Raw genomic sequence first — 18,542 nt, 5'->3', positions numbered from 1 at the left:
TGTGCTGAACATGGCGCAGACGGCGGTAGAGATCGCTCGCGGAGTGCGGGCAGGGGAGCTGGACCCGGTCCAGGTGACCGAGGAAGCACTCGCCCGGATCGCGGCGGCGGACGGCGTCGTTGGTGCCTTCCGCCGAGTGCGCTTTGCTGAGGCACGGGCCGAAGCCGCCGAAGTCGCGGCGCGCCCGGACTTGGCTTCGCTGCCGCTGGCTGGCGTCCCCGTCGCGGTCAAAGACGTCACCGAGGTCGCCGGCGAATTCGCGGGCTGGGGCTCGGAAGCCGGACCCCGCACCCTCTCGGACACCGACGGCCTGATCGCCTCCCGCCTGCGCGCGGCCGGCGCGGTGATCGTCGGCCTGACCCGCGTGCCGGAGCTGTGCATCTTCCCGACCAGCGACGATCCCGGCGGCATCGCCCGCAACCCGCGCAACCCGTCTTTCACCGCAGGCGGTTCTTCAGGTGGCAGCGCCGCCGCGGTAGCCGCGGGCCTGGTCCCGATCGCGCACGGCACCGACGGTTTGGGTTCCATCCGCCTGCCCGCCGGAATGAGCGGAATCGTCGGCCTGAAACCGGGCCGCGACGTGGTCCGCGAGGACGCCCCAGGCTGGTTCGGCCTCTCCACCCACGGCCCGCTTGCCACGACCGCCGCCGACGCCGCCCTCCTGATGTCGGTGCTGGCCGACCGCCCCGAATGGTCCGCGCTGACGACCCCCGGCTCGCAACGAATCGCGACCTCGACCCAGGTCCCCTTCACGCACTCCCCGCTGCCGCGCCCGCTGCACGCCGCCGTCGGCCAAGCTGCCGACCTCCTGCGCGCGGCAGGCCACTCGGTCTCCTCCGCAACGCCCGCGTACCCCATGCGTGCCCTAGGCGGCCTGGTCACCCGCTGGCTCGCCGGTCCCGCTGAGCATGCTGCCGGTGCGTTCGACCTGTCCCGCCTCCAGCCCCGCACCCGAACCCACGTCCGCCTCGGCCGCCTGGCCGCGCGCCTGGTCACCGACCGGGCCCGCGACGAATGGCAAACGATCGCGGCGCACTTCTTCGAGTCGCACGACGTGCTGGTGACCCCGACTCTGGCGACCCTGCCGCTGAAAGCCCGCCGCTGGCACCGCGAATCCTGGCTGGCGAACGCCGTCCCGTCGTCGCGGGTGGCCGCGTTCACCGGCCCGTGGAACCTGGCCGGATACCCGGCGCTGTCGGTCCCGGTCTCCCGCCACCCGGTCCACGACCTGGCATTGTGCGTGCAGTTGGTAACCCGCCCCGGCGGGGAGCCGCTGCTGCTCGGGCTGGCGGCGGAACTGGAATCAGCGAACCCCTGGCCGCGGACGGTCTAGCGCCCCGCGTCCGTCCACAAAGGACTCTGCAGTCGCCGAATTGCCCGATTGATGCCCGCGTGACCATGTCCAAACGTCCGTGAAGGGCACCCTGAGGGAATCAGCGGCTGTGAAGGTGGCCCTCACGGACAACCCAACCCCGCTCCCTCCGCAATAAGTCCCTGGTGAGAGCCGTGAAGGGCTCCTTGAGGGAATCAGATTCCCTCAAGGAGCCCTTCACGGATGTGGTTCCAGGGTGCGCGGGTCAGCTGCTGGGCTTGCCCGCCGTCTGCGGCTGCGACTTCGCGCCGTTCCCCGCCGAGCCAGTGCCGGACTTCGAGCCGTTTCCAGCCGCGTTGTCCGCCGCTCCGCCGTTCCCGGCCGAACCGTTCCCGGTCTTCGCGCTGTTGTCCGCCGCTCCGCCATTCGCGGCCGCGCCGCTCCCGGCCTTCGCGCTGTTTCCGGCGGCATTGTCCGCCGACCCGCCGCCACTGGTCCCCGCCGAGCCGTTCGCGCCCTTCGCCCCAGCACCGTTCCCGGTCGCGGCCTTAGCGGCGGAACCGTTCTCCGCCTTCGGCTTAGGCGACGGCGACGGCTTCGTCTCGACCGATCCCGGCGACGGGTCCGGCTTGGCCGGGTCATCGCCGCCGACCAGCTTCGACGCGGCGGGCAGCACCGATTCGGCGGGCAGCGCCGTCAGCAATCCTTCGCTCCGGCTGAGGACCTCGTCCGCCATCGCCAGGTTCTTGCGGGCCTGCTCGCGGATCTCGGCGAGCCGCTCGACCTTGCGCGTAGCCGCGGTGGTGCGCTGGGCGGCCTGCGTGGTCGCCTCGTCGAGCCGGCGCTTGGCCTCGGCCGTGGCCTCCTCGACGCGGCGCGTCGCCTCCGCGGTGGCTTCGGCGATGCGGCGCTCGGCCTGGTTCTTGCTGGCCGTGCGCTGGTCGGTGATCATCTTTTCGTGCGCGGTGCGCTCGGCGGTGATCTTCGCGTCGAAGTCGCGCTCGATCTTGCGGCGCTTGCGCTCGGCTTCGTTGTCGAGGAGTTCCCGGCGCTGCGCCGCCTCGACCGTCAGCCGCTGCACTTCGGCGCGGGTTTCCTTCAGCGCGGCCTCGTGTTCCGAGTGCAGCGCTTCGGCCTGCTTGTCCAGCTCCTCGACCAAGCGGTGGTACCGCTCGCGCAGCTTCGTGGACGCCTCGGTGGACGACGCCCAGTGCTTCTCGGCCGCCACCTGCGCGCGCTTGGTGATCTCCTCGGCCCGCGCGTGCGCGAGCGCGACGGTGCGCTGCATCCGCTCGTCGAGGTCCTCGAGCCGCTCCGGCGGCTTCATCAGTTCCTCGACCCGCGACTGCAGCTTCGTCACCTCGCCGCGCGTCGCCTCGAGTTCGCGCGACAGCGTGGCGACCTGCGCGGCCGCCGCGTCGCGGTCGGTGATCAGCCGGTGCAGCTGACCCTCGAGATGGTCGAGGTACTGCCGCACCTCGGTGCGGTCGAAGCCGCGCCAGGCTTCGGTGTACTCGCGCCGCAGCGGGAGGAGGCCGTTGTCTCGCTCGGGAACCATGCCCACGACCGTACCCGCGCACCAGGCGTGCGTGCCGCCAGGAGTGGTGAATCACCGCCCTGGGTCGGTTCTTCGTGGCGATCTCGCCTGAACGGCCTCACCCGCCGGGCGAACCGTCACTACCAGTGGAACCCGCGCGACAGCCGGGCCAGCGCCATCGCCGCGCGGGACAGGTGTTTCTCGCCCCTTCCGATCTTCAGTTTCCCGCTGCCGCCCGCCGCCGCTGAGTCCGGGAAAATCCGGAAGCCCTGGTACGCGATCGCGTCGGTGAGCCCCGGCGCGAGCGTGTAGGTGAGGCCGATCGCCTGCCCGGCCGGGGTGCCGATGTGCTTCGGCCGCCGCACGAGCGCTTTCAGCACCATGTCCGCCGCTTGTTCCGGGGATTTCGTGGGGAACGCGTCGTAGATCTTCGTCGGCCGGATCATCGGCGTCCGCACGAGCGGCATGTGGATGGTGGTGAAGGTGATCCCGTCGCCGTGCGTTTCGGTCGCCGCGATCCGGGAGAAGTAGTCCAGCGCGGCCTTCGACGCGGCGTAAGCGGAGAACCGCGGCGCGATTCCCTGCACGCCGATCGAGGAAACGTTCACGATGTGCCCGAATTTCCGCTCCGACATGTGCGGGAGGACCGCCAGGATCAGCCGCACCGCGCCGAAGTAGTTGATCGCCATCGCGCGTTCGTAGTCGTGCATCCGGTCGTACGACAGTTTGATCGACCGCCGGATCGACCTTCCGGCGTTGTTCACGAGCATGTCGATCCGGCCGTGTTCGGACAGCATCGCGTCCACGGCCTTGTGCACCGAATCCTCGTCGGTGAGGTCCGCCGGGTACACCGACGCGGTGCCGCCCGCCGCGATGATCTCGTCGCGCACTTCTTCCAGCTCGTGCTGCCGGCGCGCGACCAGCAGCGGCACCCCGCCCGCGGCCGCGACCTTCAGCGCGGTGGCCCGTCCGATGCCCGACGACGCACCGGTGATGATCACCCGGCGGCCGTCCAGTTCGCCGCGCGGGCCGTGCTTGCGCGCGCGGAACGGGTCGAGGTGTTCGCGCCAGTAGCGCCACAACGTCGCGGCGTATTCGTCGAGCCGGGGCACCTCGACGCCGCTGCCGGCCAGTGCCTTGCGCGTTTCCGCGGACGCGAAAACCGACGGGAAAGCCATTGTCTCCAGCAGCACCGGCGGAATGCCGAGCCGCTCCAGCACCGCGTCGCGGGCGATGGTGAACCCGGGAATGTGCTCGCTGAGCTTGACCAGCCCGACGATTCCCTTCGACACCTTGTCGCCGAACTGCACGGTGATCGTCGGCGCCCCGGCGGCGCGGGCGAACGCGTTGTAGACCGACACCACCGGCTGCGGTTCGGGGTTCACGAGGTGGAAGGCGCGGCCGTCGAGACCCGGTGTGGTGACCAGTTCCAGCAATGCCTTCGCGACGTAGTCGACCGGAACCACGTTGGTGTCGCCCAGATCCGGGCCGGCGGACGGGATGTCCGGCAGTCCGGCGAGCCTGCTGATCGCGGGGAAGAGGTAGTACGGGCCGTCGATCTTGTCCATCTCGCCGGTCTGCGAATCGCCGACCACGACGGCGGGCCGGTACACCCGCCACGGCACCTCGTGCTGGTCCCGGACGAGCTTCTCGGCCTCGAATTTGGTGCGGTGGTACGGGGTGATCAGCCGCTGGCCCACGTCGAACATGTCCTCGGTGAACAGTCCTTCGTGGTCGCCGGCGACGGCGACCGACGAGACGTGGTGCAGGCATCCGGCGCGCAGATCCGCGGCGAGGTCGAGGACGTTCTGCGTACCGTCCACATTGGCCCGGATGCTGGTCTCGTCGTCGGCGGTGATGTCGTAGAGCGCGGCGAGGTGGATGACGTGGTCGACGCCGCGCAGCGCCTCCCGGTCCTCTTCGGACACTCCCATGAGCGGTTCGCCGAGGTCGCCGGTCACGAGCGTCACGCGGTCCGGATGCGGCCATCCGTCGACGAGCGCGGCCAGCTTCGCCCGCGACGACGCCCGCACCACGAGCGCGACCCGCTCCACGTCCGGCCGGGTGAGCAGCTGCCGGGTGACCTGGCGTCCGATCAACCCGGTCGCGCCTGTCACCAAGAACGTCGCCATCTCCATCACCCTCCGCCGTGCCGCCGCCTGAACCCATGGGCATTCTGCTGCATGGACGCCGCCGTGACCACAACGCGGCAGGGTGATGTTACTCGCAAGTAACTTAGCGTCGGCACGGGGTTCCCCAGGTGGCGGCCGATTTCCGCGAACCGCGGGTCGGCGAGAAACTGCGCGAATGGCCCCCTCGCGCGGTTTCAGCGGGGCACGAGGGGACCCCTCACACCGGGTCCGCGATCACCACGCGGTTCTCCTCGTACCCGTCGCTCCCGCCGATCCAGCGCCCGCCGCAGGTCACCAGCACCACCCGATGCGGACCGGCCTGCCCGAAGAGATCGTCGGCCCGGCTCGGCAGGTCGTTCTTGTGCACGGTGACCAGCTGGGAAATCCGGTACCGGCTCGTCTTGCCCGCGCGGTCCACGATCGTCACGACGCCGCCGATGCGCTCGTTCCACAGCTCCGAGAACGGCCCGGTCGCGCCCCGCCAGTTGACGTGGCCCGCGAACACGCTCGCGCCGCTGACCGCTTCCAGATCCGCGCCCCACCACGCCGCCTGGCTGATGTCCGACGGCACCGGCAGCGTATTGCCCGGCCCGAGGTCCTGACGCACCATCGCCGCGGTCCCGCCGCCGGGCAGCCGCAGCGTGCCCGGTGCCTGCGGACCCGGTTCCGGAGCCTGCCGATGCTCCGCGGGCGCGGCTGGCGGCGCCGCCGCTGGACTGCTGGGCGGCGGTGGTGCCGAACTGCTCGACGGCGCCGGCGCGAGTTGCTGAGGTGGGGCCGCCGGTACGGCGGCGGCAGCCGGGGACGCACTCCCGGCCACCACCGTCGTCGGCGGTGAACTGATCACGACCGTCGCGAGTTCCACTGCCAGCACGCTTGCCGCGCCGAGCACGAACCCGCCGACGAGCCGTCCTTTTCCGGTCATCTGCCCTTGCCGCTTCCGATTACCGCCGAGCCGACCGCCGAGCGGCGAACCCGACCAGCGCCGAACCGACGAGCACCAGCGCCGCGAGACCCGCGATGCCACCGGTGGAGAAGCTCGTCTCAACGGTGCCCTTCGCCATCGTCACCGGCAGATCGCCGGCCGGGATCGCGTGCGGCACTTCGTTCGGCGTGTTGGCCACAGTGAGCGCAAGTGTGCCGCCCGGCGTCAGCGACCCGCACGCGGCGGGCGGATTGTTCGGATCGAACGCGTTGGTGTAACCCGGCGGCGCGTTCACCTCGACCACGCAGACCTCCTGCGGGGCCAGCAGATTCTCGACGGTCGCGGTCCCGTTGTCGCCGCTGGTGGTGACCACCACGGGCTTGCCGTCCGGCCCGTTGAGCGCCTTGCCGTCCTGCGAGGTGGCCGCGCTCTTGCGGTCCTTGCCGGTGATCCGGAGAGTTGCCCCGCCGATGCCCTTGCCGGTCTTGGCGTCGGTCTTGGTGACCTGCACCTTGCCCGGCTTCGCCACGGCGACGACACCCTGCGCGGTCAGTTGCTTTTCCCCGCCGGTGCCGACGACGTTCTGGATCTCGCCGTCGTGATCGACCGGCTTTTGCACGATCGGCTTGTCCGCCGGGGTAGACAACGACGCGACGAGCTTCGGCTGGTCGCCAGTCGGCGTGACCTTGACGGTGATCGTGCCGTTCGCGTCAGTCTTGAGCGTGGTGTCCTTCTGCGCGGCCTGTGGCGTGGAGTTGCCCGAAGAAGCGTCCGAAGTCTTCGCGGTGTCTGAAGTCTTGTCCGTCTGCCCGATGGTCGCGTCGGTGGCGGTCAGCTTCACCGGGACATCGGAGACGCCTTTGCTCTTGGCGTTCTTGACCGTGATGGTCCAGTCCGCGGGCTGGCCGAGATGCTGGTCGCCCTTCGGCGCGGTGACCGACGCGGTCCACGGACCGCGGTTGGCCTCGGCCTCGGCGGTCATCTTGCCCACGTCATCAGCCGCGGCCGGGGAAACCGCACGGAGGTCCTTCAGGTATTCAGGTGCGTTGTAGACGACCTGATTCGGGGGCAGGTTCGGGTCCATGTCCCTGTGGCCGTCTGCGGGGCCGGCCGTCCACGAGTGCAGCAGGTGCGCCAGCGCAGCGGCTTCGTCGGCGTTCTTGGTGCCGCCGTAGCGCAGCAACAAGTACGAGATGTCGGCGGCGACGTCGGCTGGCAACGGGGTGCCCCACTTTGTCTGCAGCGCCTGGCCGGGCTTGTATTCCTGGCCCGAATCCGGAGCCGTCAGGTGGAAGCTGACGCAGAACACGTCCTTGCCGCCGACCTGGTACGTGCCCAGCCAGTCCTTGTGCACCTTGCCGTCGTGCTTGTCGAACTCGATCCAGTGGCCGACGCCTTCCTTGGAGTCAGCGGCCGCCGGGGTGGTCCCCAGCGCGGTTACGGAGAGTGCGCCGAGCAATGCGGTCGCGACCAGCCCGGTGGCCGCGCGCCAGCGAGCGCGCGGGCGTGAGATCCACCCCATGGTGTGTTGGCTCCTTCGACGTGCCTGCCGACGCCGGAACGGCGTCCTCGCAGTTCACCTGATCGAACAACTCCCCGACACGCGTTCGGTCACTTCCCGGACACGCGATGTGAAGGTTCTCGGGTCACCATGGGAGTTGTCTAGAGACCATCGGGTGACCTGCGGTGAACGGTCGTGACCTTCATCGCCTACGGTGGCCGTAACGGGGGTCGCCCACCCGTGCGGGTGATGAGTAAAATTGGCTTTACCCGACGGGAACCAGCGGGCCCGCGCGGTCGTTGAACCCGATGCAAGGTGCCATAAGGTCCAGGAGGACAGGTGCGTTCCAGCAGCAACCCGGCGTTCCGCAATCTCCCGCGCGGCGCGGCCGCGACCGGGCAGTACGGGCCGAACGTCGGCTTCGACCAGCCCTACGGCCAGCCGCAGGGCCAAGGCGGCGTCCCGGGTTACGGCCCCGGCCAGATGGGTACCGCCTCCGCCGACCGTCCGATGACGGTCGACGACGTCGTCATCAAGACCGGGATGTCGCTCGGCGTCGCCCTCGTCGTCGGCGTGCTCACGGCGATCTGGGCGCAGACCCAGCTCGTGAGCGACGCGCTCGGCAGGCTTTCGCCGAGCGGTCCGCTTCTCGGCGCGCTGATCGGCGGGCTCGTGGTGGGCCTCGTCATCTCGCTCGTCATCATCTTCAAGCAGAAGCCGAGCGGTCCGCTCACGCTCGTCTACTCCGGTGCCGAGGGCCTGTTCCTCGGCGCGCTCAGCGGTCTGTTCGAGGTGTTCCTGCCGGGCATCGCCCTGCAGGCGCTCATCGGCACCGCCGGCGTGTTCGTCGCGATGCTGGTCGTCTACAAGACCGGCGCGGTGAAGGTCACGCCGAAGCTCACCAAGTGGATCGTCGGCGCGGTGGCCGGCGTGGCCATCCTGATGCTGGTCAACCTGATCACCGCGGTGTTCTTCGGCTTCAACCCGCTGCGCGACGGCAGCCCGCTGGCCATCGTCTTCAGCCTGGTGGTCATCGGCATCGCCGCGTTCAGCTTCCTGCTCGACTTCGACCAGGCGGACAAGATGATCCGCGCCGGCATGCCGTCGAAGTGGGCCTGGTACGCCGCCTTCGGCCTGATGACCACGCTGGTGTGGCTGTACCTGGAGATCCTGCGTTTGCTGTCTTACCTGCGCGACTAGTCGTCGCACAGGTTTCCGGGAAGGGGCGCTCCGCGTTACGCGGAGCGCCTTTTCTGTATTTCTGGCCCGAACCTCTGCGCGCCCCGAGGCCGTCGTGTTGGATGTAGCCCGGTCGGAATCTTTCTTTCGGGTTTGCGAGGTATCACGTGAGCGTTCCCCCGCACGGGCACGGACCGCAGCCGGGCTACGGCCAGAACGGGCCGTCGCCGTTCCAGCAGCACTACGGTCCCGGCGGGATGCCGCCCCAGCAGAGCCCGAAGCGCAACTTTCCGACCAGGACCGTCGTGCTGGTCGCCGTCGCGGTGGTGGTCGTGGTCGCCGGGGTCCTCATCGGCTTCTTCAAGTTCGGCAACTCGACCAGCAACACCCACGCGAGCGACTGCATGCACATCGAGAAGTCCGGCTCGACCACCACGACGAAAACGATCGACTGCGCCGACCCCGGGGCGAACGTCAAGGTCGCGGTCGCCCGCGCCAACCGGAGCGGCACCTGCCCGCGCGGGGACTACTACCGCTACACCACCGGCGGCAAGAACCACCGCGTGCTCTGCCTCGTTCCCAATGTGCAGCAAGGGGATTGCCTGTCCGGGCTCGAACCGGCCACGACGACTTACCAGAAGGTCGCGTGCACGGACCCGAAGAAGAACGCCGAAATCGTCAAGCTCGTGCCAGGGGCGAAGGACCGTTCGGCGTGCGAGGGCAGCGGTTCGACCGCCGCCCGCTGGTACTCCGACCCCGAGGAAGCCATCTGCATCAAGAGCTGACCGGCGGTACAAAGGGGCCGTCCGGTCGCCCGGTTTCGGCCGTTCGTCGCACTCCGTGAGACAGGCTGCGTCCGGTGCTCACGGGGACTTAACGTGGATCGCCGCCCGCCGCCGGGCGGGCCCCGTTAATCCCCGACACCCCCAGGAGACGTGGTGGCGACCACCGATTCCCCTGTCGATGAGCGAAAACTCCTCGAATTTCCCACATCCTGTGCGGCTCCGGCACCGAAACCGGAAGAGCCGGTCAAGGTTGTCCCGCTGGTCGTCGCCGCGGTGCTCGCGGTCGGGCTGACCGCGTACGTCTGGGCCGCGCACGGCGCGAAATTCGGGGTCCTGCTCATCCTCGGACTGGCACTCGGCCTCGCCCTTTTCCACTCCCGCTTCGGTTTCACCTCCGCCTGGCGGCAGCTGATCGCGGTCGGCAACGGACAGGGCCTGCGCGCGCACACCCTCCTGCTCGGCACGGCCGCCACGCTCATCGCCCTCATCTGCGGCACCGGCGCGGGTCTCTTCGGCAGCAAACCGGTGCCGGTGTCGAACGTCGGGCCGATCGGGCTCGCGCTGTTCGTCGGGGCCACGCTCTTCGCGATCGGCATGCAGCTCGGCGGCGCGTGCGCGTCCGGAACGCTGTTCGCGGTCGGTGCCGGGCAGTCGACGATCGTGCTGACCCTCGGCGGGTTCATCACCGGTTCGGTCCTCTACACCTGGGGCTACCCGCTGTTCACCGGCTGGCCGCAGCTGTCCGGGTTCCTCCTGTCCGACCACGTCGGCTGGTTCGGCTCGTGGGCCATCACGATCGCGGTGCTCGTCGCGATCGTCTTCGCGACCCGGCTGGTGCAGAAGCGCCGCGTGCCGCCGCCGGTCGACACCGTGCCGACCGCGCGCGGGTTCGCCCGGATCTTCCGCGGCTCCTGGCCGATCCTCGTCGGCGCGGTCGTGCTCGGCGTGCTGGCCGGCGCGGTGTACCTGGTCTCCGGCGGCATCTGGGGTGTGACGAGCGCGTTCAGCCTGTGGGGCGCGAAAATTCTCCAGGTGTTCGGCCTGCACCCGGAGCAGTGGGAGTTCTGGCAGCTGAAGGCGAACGCGACGTCGCTGTCCAAGCCGATCTGGCAGGACAAGACGAGCCTCACCGACATCGGCATCATGATCGGCGCGTTCGTCGCCGCCGCGGCCGCGGGCGCGTGGAAGATCCACAGCTCGATCCCGTGGCGCACGGCGGTCGCGGCGATCCTCGGCGGCATCCTGATGGGCATCGGCGCGCGGCTGGCGAACGGCTGCAACATCGGCGCGTACCTCGGCGGCATTTCCGTCGGCAGCTTGCACGGCTGGCTGTGGGGCGCGTTCGCGCTTTTCGGCACCTGGATCGGGCTGAAACTGCGGCCGTTGTTCGGTTTGGGCAACCCGGTGCGCACGGACAGTATCTGCTGACCCCCGTGGGGGCTTTTCGCAGGTCATCGCGACCGCGCGAAAAGTCCCCACTTTTCATCCACAAGCGAATTCGGCTGCGTCGCCCGTCGCCGCTCGGCTAGTCTGAAGCGCGCGCAAGGGGGAACCGCGGTCGTATTGTCGCGTCGCGGGCTTGCGCTTCACCACTCACAGATGGGGTTCCGCATGTCCGCACCCGCGAATCCGGCCGCGCCGGATGCCGGTGACAAACTCGACCGGGGAGTGCTGAAGGTCGCTTCCGTGGTGGTGCTCGGCGCCATCATGGCGATCCTCGACACCACCGTGGTCAACGTCGCGCTCCAAAAACTCACCCTTCAGTTCAGCACGTCCTTCGACACCATCCAGTGGGTCGCGACCGGCTACATGCTGGCGCTGGCGACGGTCATCCCGGTCACCGGATGGGCGTCCGACCGGTTCGGCACGAAGCGGCTGTACCTGCTCGCGATCGGCACCTTCCTGGTCGGCTCGATGCTGGCCGGGCTCGCGTGGAACGTCGAATCGCTGATCGCGTTCCGGGTCGTGCAGGGCCTCGGCGGCGGCATGCTGATGCCGGCGGGCATGACGATCCTGACCCGGGCGGCGGGCCCGCAGCGCATCGGCCGCGTGATGGCCGTGCTCGGCGTGCCGATGCTGCTCGGCCCCATCTGCGGCCCGATCCTCGGCGGCTGGCTGGTCGACTCGGTGAGCTGGCGCTGGATCTTCTACATCAACGTCCCGATCGGACTGATCGCCTTCCTGCTCGCGCTGCGGATGCTGCCGAAGGACAACCCGGAACCCGGCAACCGGTTCGACTTCCTCGGCATGCTGATGGTGTCGCCAGGTCTGGCCCTGCTGATCTTCGGCGTCTCGCGGATTCCGTCCACCGGCACCGTCGCCGACCTCGAGGTGTGGCTGCCCGCGCTGGTGGGTCTCGCGCTGCTGGTCGCGTTCGTCCTCCGTGCGCGGACCATGGAGAACCCGCTGATCGACCTGAAGCTGTTCCGGAACCGGTCGTTCTCCGGCGCGATGATCACCATGGCCGTGTTCTGCGTCGGCTTCTTCGGCGCGATGCTGTTGCTGCCCACCTATTTCGTGCTGGTGCGCGGCGAGACCGCGCTGAACGCCGGTCTGCTGCTGGCCCCGCAGGGCTTCGGCGCGATGCTGGCGATGCCGATCACCGGACGGCTCGCCGACAAGATCGCGCCGCGCAGGATCGTGCTGCCCGGCCTGGTCCTGATCGCACTGGGCATGGTCGTGTTCACGCAGGTCACCGCGACCACGCCGTACTGGCAGCTGCTGTCCGCGCTGTTCGTGATGGGCATCGGCATGGGCTGCACGATGATGCCGATCACCTCGGCCGCGCTGCAGACCTTGGAATCCAAGGACATGGCGAAGGCCTCGACCGCGACGAACATCCTGCAGCAGACCTCGGGCGCGATCGGCTCCGCGGTGATGTCGATCATCCTGGCGGCGCTGCTCGCAGGGAAGTTCGGCGTGCCGACGAGCCAGGGCCAGCTGGTCGCCACCGCGGCGACGATGAACCCGGCCACGCACGACGCCGCGGCCGGCCTGGCCGGCGAGTCGTTCGCGACGACGTTCCTGTGGGGCACCGTCCTGCTGGCGCTGTGCCTGGTGCCCGCGTTCTTCCTGCCGAAGAAGCGCGTGGTGCCAGCGGCGACGGAACCCGGCGAGGTCGCCCCGCCGGTGCCGATGCACTGACCCGCACGTAAAGGGCCGTCCGCGCTACCCCGCGGGCGGCCCTTTCCTATGCGGACACCAGGTCGTGCGCGGCCCGAGGCGCGAGGAACACCCCGGCCAGCAAGACCGCCGCAGCGAGTAGGAACACGATCGGCAGCGCCGCACCACTGTCGGCGACCAGCGTGATCCACCCGAACACCGCGATGCCCAGCGATCCGCCGATCTGGCGGGCGAAGGTCAGCGTCGCCATCCCGGCACCGAGAATGTCCTTCGGCACCATCGACTGGGCGAGCAGCGTGTACGCCTGCATGGACAGTCCCAGCGCGGCACCGCTGCACGCCAACCCGACCACCACGGCCAGCATGCGCAACCCGCCCTGCGCCAGCGGAATCAAAGCCGTGCAAAGCAATCCCACGACACCGAGGGCAAGGCCGAGCCGTCCCCAGGCGGTGACGCGAGGCCAGCGTCGAGCCAGCAGCGCGAACCCACTGGTGACCACCAGCTGCCCGATGCTCATCGGCAGCAGCAGAAGCCCCGTAGCTGCCGGGTTCTCGCTGATGGCCAACGGCACGTAGGTGAAGCTGCCGAACAACGCCACGCCAGTGAGCAAAGTGACCACGACAGCGCGGGTCACGCCCGGATCGGCGAACAACCGAGGCGGAACGAGCGGAGCGGCAGCATGCCGTTCGACCCGGACGAATGCCACGGTCCCCACGAGCGCGACGGCGGCCAGCACCGGCGCGGCCACCGGATCACGGGCGAGCGCCTCGCTGCTGCCGAGGACGACGATGCTGCCGCCGACCAGCGCGACCAGCACCGCGCCGGCCACATCGAACCCACGCCGATCAGCCTGGTCGCGCTGACCGGGCACCGACCGGATTCCCAGCACCAGAGCCAGCACGCTGACCGGAAGGTTGACCAGAAAGATCGACGGCCACCCCGTGCTAGCCGCCAGCAGCCCGCCCAGCGGAGCCCCGCCGATCGAGGACACCGCGAACACCGCCGTCAGCCAGCCCTGTCGGCGCACCATTTCCGCCCGGTCGAACAGCTCGGCCATGGCGGCCACCGCGGCCACGATCAACCCGCTGCCGCCAAGGCCCTGCACCGCTCGCAACCCGATCAGCGCGGGCAGGCTGGGTGCCAGTGCGCAGCCGAGCGACGCGACCGCGAAGACCGCCACCGAGCCGACGAACATCCGCCGCCGCCCCCAGCGGTCGCCAAGACTCCCGTGCACCGGCGTGGCCACGGCGACCGCCAGCAGATACGCCGAGGTCACCCCGCCCGCCGCACCCGGATTGCCCAGGTCCGCCCCGATCGAGGGCAACGCCGCGACGACCACGTTGGTGTCCAGGGCCGCCATCAGCATGCCCAGCAACAGCGCGGCGAACGCGGCGTTCCGCGAGAACGTATGCATATCGCACACGTTATGCGTGCGTATCGCATACAGTCAAGGTAGGCTTCCGCTGTGCCCGCATCGAACGACAACTCGGACAGTGCCTCGCTCGCCGAGGCAGGCCCCGCCCTGTTCCGGCTGGTCCGCTACTGGTCGCGGCGCTGGATTCTGCGCACCGCCACCGAACTCACCGGCGAAATGCGGCACGTGCAGCACATCCTCGCCGTCGAGGCGGTCGACACCGCCGGAGCGCGCACGGACGAGGTCACCGTCGCGACCGTCGCGCACCACCTCGGCCTCGACCACTCCGGAGCCAGCCGCATGGTCCGCGACGCCACCGCGGCCGGATACCTCGTCCGCGCCACCTCCGGGCAGGACCGCCGCCGCGCTTCGCTCCAGCTCACCGACGCTGGCCGCGAACTGCTCGCCGGATCCCACCAATGGCAGCGCCACACGTTCGACGAACTCACCGCCGACTGGTCGCCCGCCGATCGGCAGCGCTTCGCCGGCTATCTGCTCCGCCTCGAAAACCAGCTCGAACGCTGAAAAGGGCCGCCCGCGAACCCTCGCGGACGGCCCTTTTCGTTGCTGGGCTTAGGAAAGCCGCTCCAGCACCATGGCCATGCCCTGTCCGCCGCCGACGCACATCGTCTCAAGGCCGAACTGCTTGTCGTGGTGCTGCAGGGAGTTGATCAGCGTCGAGGTGATCCGCGCGCCGGTCATGCCGAACGGGTGGCCGACCGCGATCGCGCCGCCGTTGACGTTCAGCCGGTCGAGGTCGATGCCGAGGTCGCGGTAGGACGGGATGACCTGCGCGGCGAACGCCTCGTTGATCTCGACCAGGTCGATGTCCGAAATGGACAGTCCGGCGCGGGACAGCGCCTGCTTCGACGCCTCGACCGGGCCGTAGCCCATGATCTCCGGCGACAGCCCGGTGACGCCGGTGGACACGACGCGCGCCAGCGGCGTCAGGCCCAGCTCGCGCGCCTTCGTGTCGGACATGATCACGACCGCCGCCGCGCCGTCGTTGAGCGGGCAGCAGTTGCCCGCGGTGATCCGGCCGTCGGGGCGGAAGACCGGCTTCAGCCCGGACACGCCCTCGATCGTCACGCCCGCGCGGGGCCCGTCGTCCTTCGACACGACCGTGCCGTCCGGCAGCGTGACCGGCGTGATGTCCTTGGCCCAGAAGCCGTCCGCTACGGCCTTCTCGGCGAGGTTCTGCGACCGCACGCCGAACTCGTCCATCTCCTCGCGGGTGACGCCCTTGAGCCGCGCCAGGTTCTCCGCGGTCTGGCCCATCGCGATGTAGACGTCCGGGAGCTGCCCGTTCTCGCGCGGGTCCTGCCAGCTGTCCGAACCGGACTCGGCGGTCGCCTTGGTGCGCGCCTCGGCGTCGGCGAACAGCGGGTTGTGCGTGTCCGGCCAGGAGTCGGAGCTGCCGTTCGCGAACCGCGACACGGCCTCGACGCCCGCCGAGATGAAGACGTCGCCCTCGCCGGCCTTGATCGCGTGCAGCGCCATCCGGGTGGTCTGCAAGCTGGACGAGCAGTACCGGGTGATCGTGCAGCCGGGCAGGTGGTCGTAGCCGAGTTCGACCGCCACCGCGCGGCCCATGTTGAAGCCGGACTCGCCGCCGGGCAGGCCGCAGCCGAGCATCAGGTCGTCGATGTCGGCCGGATCCAGCTGGGGCACCTTGTCCAGCGCCGCGCGCACCATCTGCGCGGCGAGGTCGTCGGGGCGCATCCCGACCAGCGAGCCCTTCCCGGCGCGGCCGATCGGGGAGCGGGCGGTGGAGACGATGACGGCTTCGGGCATGACAGACACATCCTCGGGTCGGCGGCACTAAGCGGTTGCTCATCATCTTGCCGCTTCCGGCGTCCGTCCGAAAGCCGAAGGCGACCTGCACCACCTTGCGCCCGTGGGAGGATTCTTGCCGTGACAGAGCGCAACCGGGTGTTGTCCACGCGCACGATCGCATGGTGGGGGACCGGCATCGTGCTGCTCGCGGCGGTCGCGGCGGCACTGCTGTTGTGGCTGCTCGGCGGCGGTACCCCGGCCGATTCCTCGCGGCTCGACGCGTTGCGCACGGCGTCGAGCATCGTGGTCGGCACCGGCGGCGCGGCCGCGCTCCTGCTCGCCGCGCGAAAGCAGCGCTCCGCCGAACTGGATCTGGAACAGAAGGACCACGACGCGACCGAGCGCCGGATCACCGACATGTACGGCAAGGCCGCCGACCAGCTCGGCAGCGACAAGGCCCCGGTCCGGCTGGCCGGGCTGTACGCGCTCGAACGGCTTGCCCAGAGCCACGCGGACCAGCGGCAGACGATCGTCAACGTCCTCTGTGCGTACCTGCGGATGCCTTTCGACCCCGATGCGGAAGGCTCCTCGGAGGAACTGCAGGTACGGAAGGCCGCGCAGCGGATCCTCATGCTGCACCTGCGTCCGGGCGGCGACGCGGAGCCGCTGGGGTCGTACTGGCCGGACATCGATCTCGACTTCTCCGGCGCCCGGCTCGTCGCGCTGACCCTCACGCACTGCCGGATCCGTTCCATTGTCTGTTATCAAACCGAGTTCGAGGAATTCGCGACCTTTCGCGATACGGAATTCGGTACTAAAGCCGATTTTCACGAAGCTGACTTCCGCGAACGCGCGGACTTCCGAAGCGCGGTCTTCGGCGGTAATGGCGACGTATTCCGTGGCGCGAAGTTCCATCAGCATGCGGAATTCGGAGTGAACTCGGAGGTCGGGCTGGCCGGTGCCCTCGCGAAGCCCGGATACAAACGGTCCTGGCCGCCCGGCTGGACGGAAGAACCCGGCAACGACGGATGGCTCCGGCTCGTCCCTTCGAGTGTTTCCGAATAACGGCGGAACCACTAGGCTCGGTGAAGAGTCAACAAGAAGAGAAGAACCCGAAACGGGAGGTGAACCGGCGATGGGCGTCAAGGTGCTGTGGTTTATGGCATTGCGGGCCGGGACGGACCTCCGGGACGGGAAGACGGATCGGCGTGCGGCGGCCCTCGGGCCGAACCCGGTGTCGACGCGCGGCTTGGTGGCTGCCTGAGGTCCGCGCCGGGGAGGCTCGACCTCGCCCAGCGCCGCCCGTGGCCCCGACGCGCACCCGGAGACCGCCTGCCGGTCCCGCGGTAGCCCGTCCTGCCTTCGGCTGTTTAGGCTGGTCGCGTGGAGTACGCAGAACACATCGTGGACCTTGTGGGCAACACCCCGCTGGTCAAGCTGAATTCGCTCACGCGGGGGCTCAAGCCGCTCGTGCTCGCGAAGGTCGAGTACGTCAACCCGGGCGGCAGCGTGAAGGACCGGATCGCGCTGCGGATGATCGAGGCCGCCGAGGCCTCCGGCGAACTGCGCCCTGGCGGCACGATCGTCGAGCCGACCTCGGGCAACACCGGCGTCGGGCTCGCCATGGTCGCGCAGCGCAAGGGCTACCAGTGCGTGTTCGTGTGCCCGGACAAGGTGAGCGAGGACAAGCGCAACGTGCTGCGCGCGTACGGCGCCCGCGTCGTCGTGTGCCCGACCGCGGTCGCGCCCGAGCACCCCGACTCCTACTACAACGTGTCCGACCGGCTCGTGCGCGAGATCGAGGGCGCCTGGAAGCCCAACCAGTACGCCAACCCGGAGAACCCGGCCAGCCACTACCACTCCACCGGCCCGGAGATCTGGCGGCAGACCGACGGCAAGGTCACCCACTTCGTCGCGGGCGTCGGCACCGGCGGCACCATCTCCGGCACCGGCCAGTACCTGAAGGAGGTCAGCGACGGCCGCGTCCAGGTCGTCGGGGCTGATCCCGAGGGCTCGGTGTACTCCGGCGGCACCGGACGGCCGTACCTGGTCGAGGGCGTCGGCGAGGACTTCTGGCCGGAGACCTACGACCGGAACGTCGCCGACCAGATCATCCCGATCAGCGACGCGCACTCGTTCGAGACCACGCGCCGCCTCGCCACCGAGGAAGGCCTGCTGGTCGGCGGTTCGTGCGGGATGGCCGTGGCCGCGGCGCTGAAGCTGGCCGAGGGCCTCACCGAGGACGACGTCGTGGTCGTGCTGCTGCCCGACGGCGGCCGCGGCTACCTGACCAAGGTGTTCAACGACGCCTGGATGTCGTCCTACGGCTTCCTCCCGCCGGATTCGTCCGGCGCGACGGTCGGCGACGTGCTCACCCGCAAGTCCGGCGCGCTGCCCAGCCTCGTGCACTCGCATCCGAACGAGACGGTCGCCGAGGCGGTCGCCATCCTGTCGGAGTTCGGCGTGAGCCAGATGCCCGTGGTCAGCGCCGAACCGCCGGTGATGGCCGCCGAGGTGGTCGGCGCGGTCAACGAGCGCGACCTGCTCGACGCGCTGTTCACCGGCAAGGCCCAGCTCGCCGACCGGCTGGAGACGCACATGTCGCCTCCGCTGCCCACGATCGGCGCGGGCGAGCAGGTGAGCGCCGCGATGAAGGCGCTCGAAGGGGCCGACGGCGCGCTGGTGCTGATCGACGGCAAGCCGGCCGGCGTCGTCACCAGGCACGATCTGCTCGCCTTCCTCGCGGGCAGATAGGCCGAACCTCACGGCTGCCGGCCGGGGCGTCTGCGCGCGGCCCGGCCGGGCATCCGATAGCGTTACCGCCGAATAGAACTTTTTCGCGTCCTCGTCAAGGGGGT

General features: G+C 69.6%; 14 protein-coding genes. 8 read left to right on the top strand and 6 right to left on the bottom strand.

Annotated elements, in window-relative coordinates; all coding sequences use genetic code 11:
* The first annotated feature begins 10 nt into the window (after window positions 1-10).
* Window positions 11-1,333, top strand: coding sequence for an amidase family protein (locus RPX00_RS06260; RefSeq protein WP_406638319.1), 1,323 nt, complete (start codon window positions 11-13; stop codon window positions 1,331-1,333).
* 244 nt (window positions 1,334-1,577) lie between these two features.
* Here RPX00_RS06260 and RPX00_RS06255 read toward each other — a convergent pair whose 3' ends face one another.
* The 4 genes from RPX00_RS06255 to RPX00_RS06240 form a co-directional block, all read right to left on the bottom strand.
* The gene (locus RPX00_RS06255; protein WP_406638317.1) at window positions 1,578-2,870 is read right to left on the bottom strand and encodes a cell division protein DivIVA; all 1,293 of its coding nucleotides are present in this window, start codon (window positions 2,868-2,870) and stop codon (window positions 1,578-1,580) included.
* Between the two features lie 119 nt (window positions 2,871-2,989).
* Window positions 2,990-4,981, bottom strand: a complete 1,992-nt coding sequence (locus RPX00_RS06250) for an SDR family oxidoreductase (protein WP_406638315.1) — start codon at window positions 4,979-4,981, stop codon at window positions 2,990-2,992.
* 217 nt (window positions 4,982-5,198) lie between these two features.
* A complete protein-coding gene (locus RPX00_RS06245) occupies window positions 5,199-5,906 on the bottom strand; it encodes a class F sortase (protein ID WP_406638313.1) in 708 nt (235 codons plus the stop codon).
* Window positions 5,907-5,925: 19 nt separating this feature from the next.
* Window positions 5,926-7,428: a SpaA isopeptide-forming pilin-related protein gene (locus RPX00_RS06240; protein ID WP_406638311.1), complete on the bottom strand. Its 1,503-nt coding sequence runs from the start codon at window positions 7,426-7,428 to the stop codon at window positions 5,926-5,928.
* A gap of 318 nt (window positions 7,429-7,746) precedes the next feature.
* Here RPX00_RS06240 and RPX00_RS06235 point away from each other — a divergent pair, with 318 nt between their 5' ends.
* The 4 genes from RPX00_RS06235 (at window position 7,747) to RPX00_RS06220 (ending at window position 12,515) form a co-directional block, all read left to right on the top strand.
* Window positions 7,747-8,607: a Bax inhibitor-1/YccA family protein gene (locus RPX00_RS06235; protein WP_406638309.1), complete on the top strand. Its 861-nt coding sequence runs from the start codon at window positions 7,747-7,749 to the stop codon at window positions 8,605-8,607.
* 146 nt (window positions 8,608-8,753) lie between these two features.
* Entirely contained in the window at window positions 8,754-9,371 is a 618-nt protein-coding gene (locus RPX00_RS06230) for a hypothetical protein (protein WP_406638307.1), read from the top strand.
* A 150-nt stretch (window positions 9,372-9,521) separates the two neighbouring features.
* Window positions 9,522-10,799: a YeeE/YedE family protein gene (locus RPX00_RS06225; protein WP_406638305.1), complete on the top strand. Its 1,278-nt coding sequence runs from the start codon at window positions 9,522-9,524 to the stop codon at window positions 10,797-10,799.
* 183 nt (window positions 10,800-10,982) lie between these two features.
* The gene (locus RPX00_RS06220) at window positions 10,983-12,515 is read left to right on the top strand and encodes a DHA2 family efflux MFS transporter permease subunit (protein ID WP_406638303.1); all 1,533 of its coding nucleotides are present in this window, start codon (window positions 10,983-10,985) and stop codon (window positions 12,513-12,515) included.
* A gap of 46 nt (window positions 12,516-12,561) precedes the next feature.
* Here the strand turns inward: RPX00_RS06220 and RPX00_RS06215 are convergent, their stop codons facing one another.
* Window positions 12,562-13,908, bottom strand: a complete 1,347-nt coding sequence (locus RPX00_RS06215; protein WP_406638301.1) for an MFS transporter — start codon at window positions 13,906-13,908, stop codon at window positions 12,562-12,564.
* A gap of 51 nt (window positions 13,909-13,959) precedes the next feature.
* Between RPX00_RS06215 and RPX00_RS06210 the strand changes: the two genes are divergently transcribed.
* Window positions 13,960-14,433, top strand: a complete 474-nt coding sequence (locus RPX00_RS06210; RefSeq protein WP_406638299.1) for a MarR family winged helix-turn-helix transcriptional regulator — start codon at window positions 13,960-13,962, stop codon at window positions 14,431-14,433.
* Between the two features lie 48 nt (window positions 14,434-14,481).
* Here the strand turns inward: RPX00_RS06210 and RPX00_RS06205 are convergent, their stop codons facing one another.
* On the bottom strand, window positions 14,482-15,702 hold the full coding sequence (locus tag RPX00_RS06205; RefSeq protein WP_406638297.1) for an acetyl-CoA C-acetyltransferase: 1,221 nt from the start codon (window positions 15,700-15,702) through the stop codon (window positions 14,482-14,484).
* 120 nt (window positions 15,703-15,822) lie between these two features.
* Here RPX00_RS06205 and RPX00_RS06200 point away from each other — a divergent pair, with 120 nt between their 5' ends.
* Both RPX00_RS06200 and RPX00_RS06195 read left to right on the top strand, forming a co-directional pair.
* On the top strand, window positions 15,823-16,749 hold the full coding sequence (locus RPX00_RS06200) for a pentapeptide repeat-containing protein (RefSeq protein ID WP_406638295.1): 927 nt from the start codon (window positions 15,823-15,825) through the stop codon (window positions 16,747-16,749).
* A 318-nt stretch (window positions 16,750-17,067) separates the two neighbouring features.
* Complete coding sequence (locus tag RPX00_RS06195; RefSeq protein ID WP_406638293.1) at window positions 17,068-18,438, top strand: cystathionine beta-synthase; 1,371 nt, start codon at window positions 17,068-17,070, stop codon at window positions 18,436-18,438.
* Window positions 18,439-18,542 lie beyond the last annotated feature (104 nt).

The organism is Amycolatopsis sp. WGS_07, assembly GCF_045278895.1.
GTDB lineage: Bacteria > Actinomycetota > Actinomycetes > Mycobacteriales > Pseudonocardiaceae > Amycolatopsis.
The sequence above is the reverse complement of the archived record's forward strand: the minus strand, read 5'-3'. Positions and strand labels throughout refer to the sequence as shown.

Excerpts from the sequence above, each read along its gene's own strand:
- RPX00_RS06260 (WP_406638319.1), top strand. The coding sequence starts at position 11 with ATGGCGCAGACGGCGGTAGAGATCGCTCGCGGAGTGCGGGCAGGGGAG.
- RPX00_RS06255 (WP_406638317.1), bottom strand. The coding sequence starts at position 2,870 with ATGGTTCCCGAGCGAGACAACGGCCTCCTCCCGCTGCGGCGCGAGTAC.
- RPX00_RS06250 (WP_406638315.1), bottom strand. The coding sequence starts at position 4,981 with ATGGCGACGTTCTTGGTGACAGGCGCGACCGGGTTGATCGGACGCCAG.
- RPX00_RS06245 (WP_406638313.1), bottom strand. The coding sequence starts at position 5,906 with ATGACCGGAAAAGGACGGCTCGTCGGCGGGTTCGTGCTCGGCGCGGCA.
- RPX00_RS06240 (WP_406638311.1), bottom strand. The coding sequence starts at position 7,428 with ATGGGGTGGATCTCACGCCCGCGCGCTCGCTGGCGCGCGGCCACCGGG.
- RPX00_RS06220 (WP_406638303.1), top strand. The coding sequence starts at position 10,983 with ATGTCCGCACCCGCGAATCCGGCCGCGCCGGATGCCGGTGACAAACTC.
- RPX00_RS06215 (WP_406638301.1), bottom strand. The coding sequence starts at position 13,908 with ATGCATACGTTCTCGCGGAACGCCGCGTTCGCCGCGCTGTTGCTGGGC.
- RPX00_RS06205 (WP_406638297.1), bottom strand. The coding sequence starts at position 15,702 with ATGCCCGAAGCCGTCATCGTCTCCACCGCCCGCTCCCCGATCGGCCGC.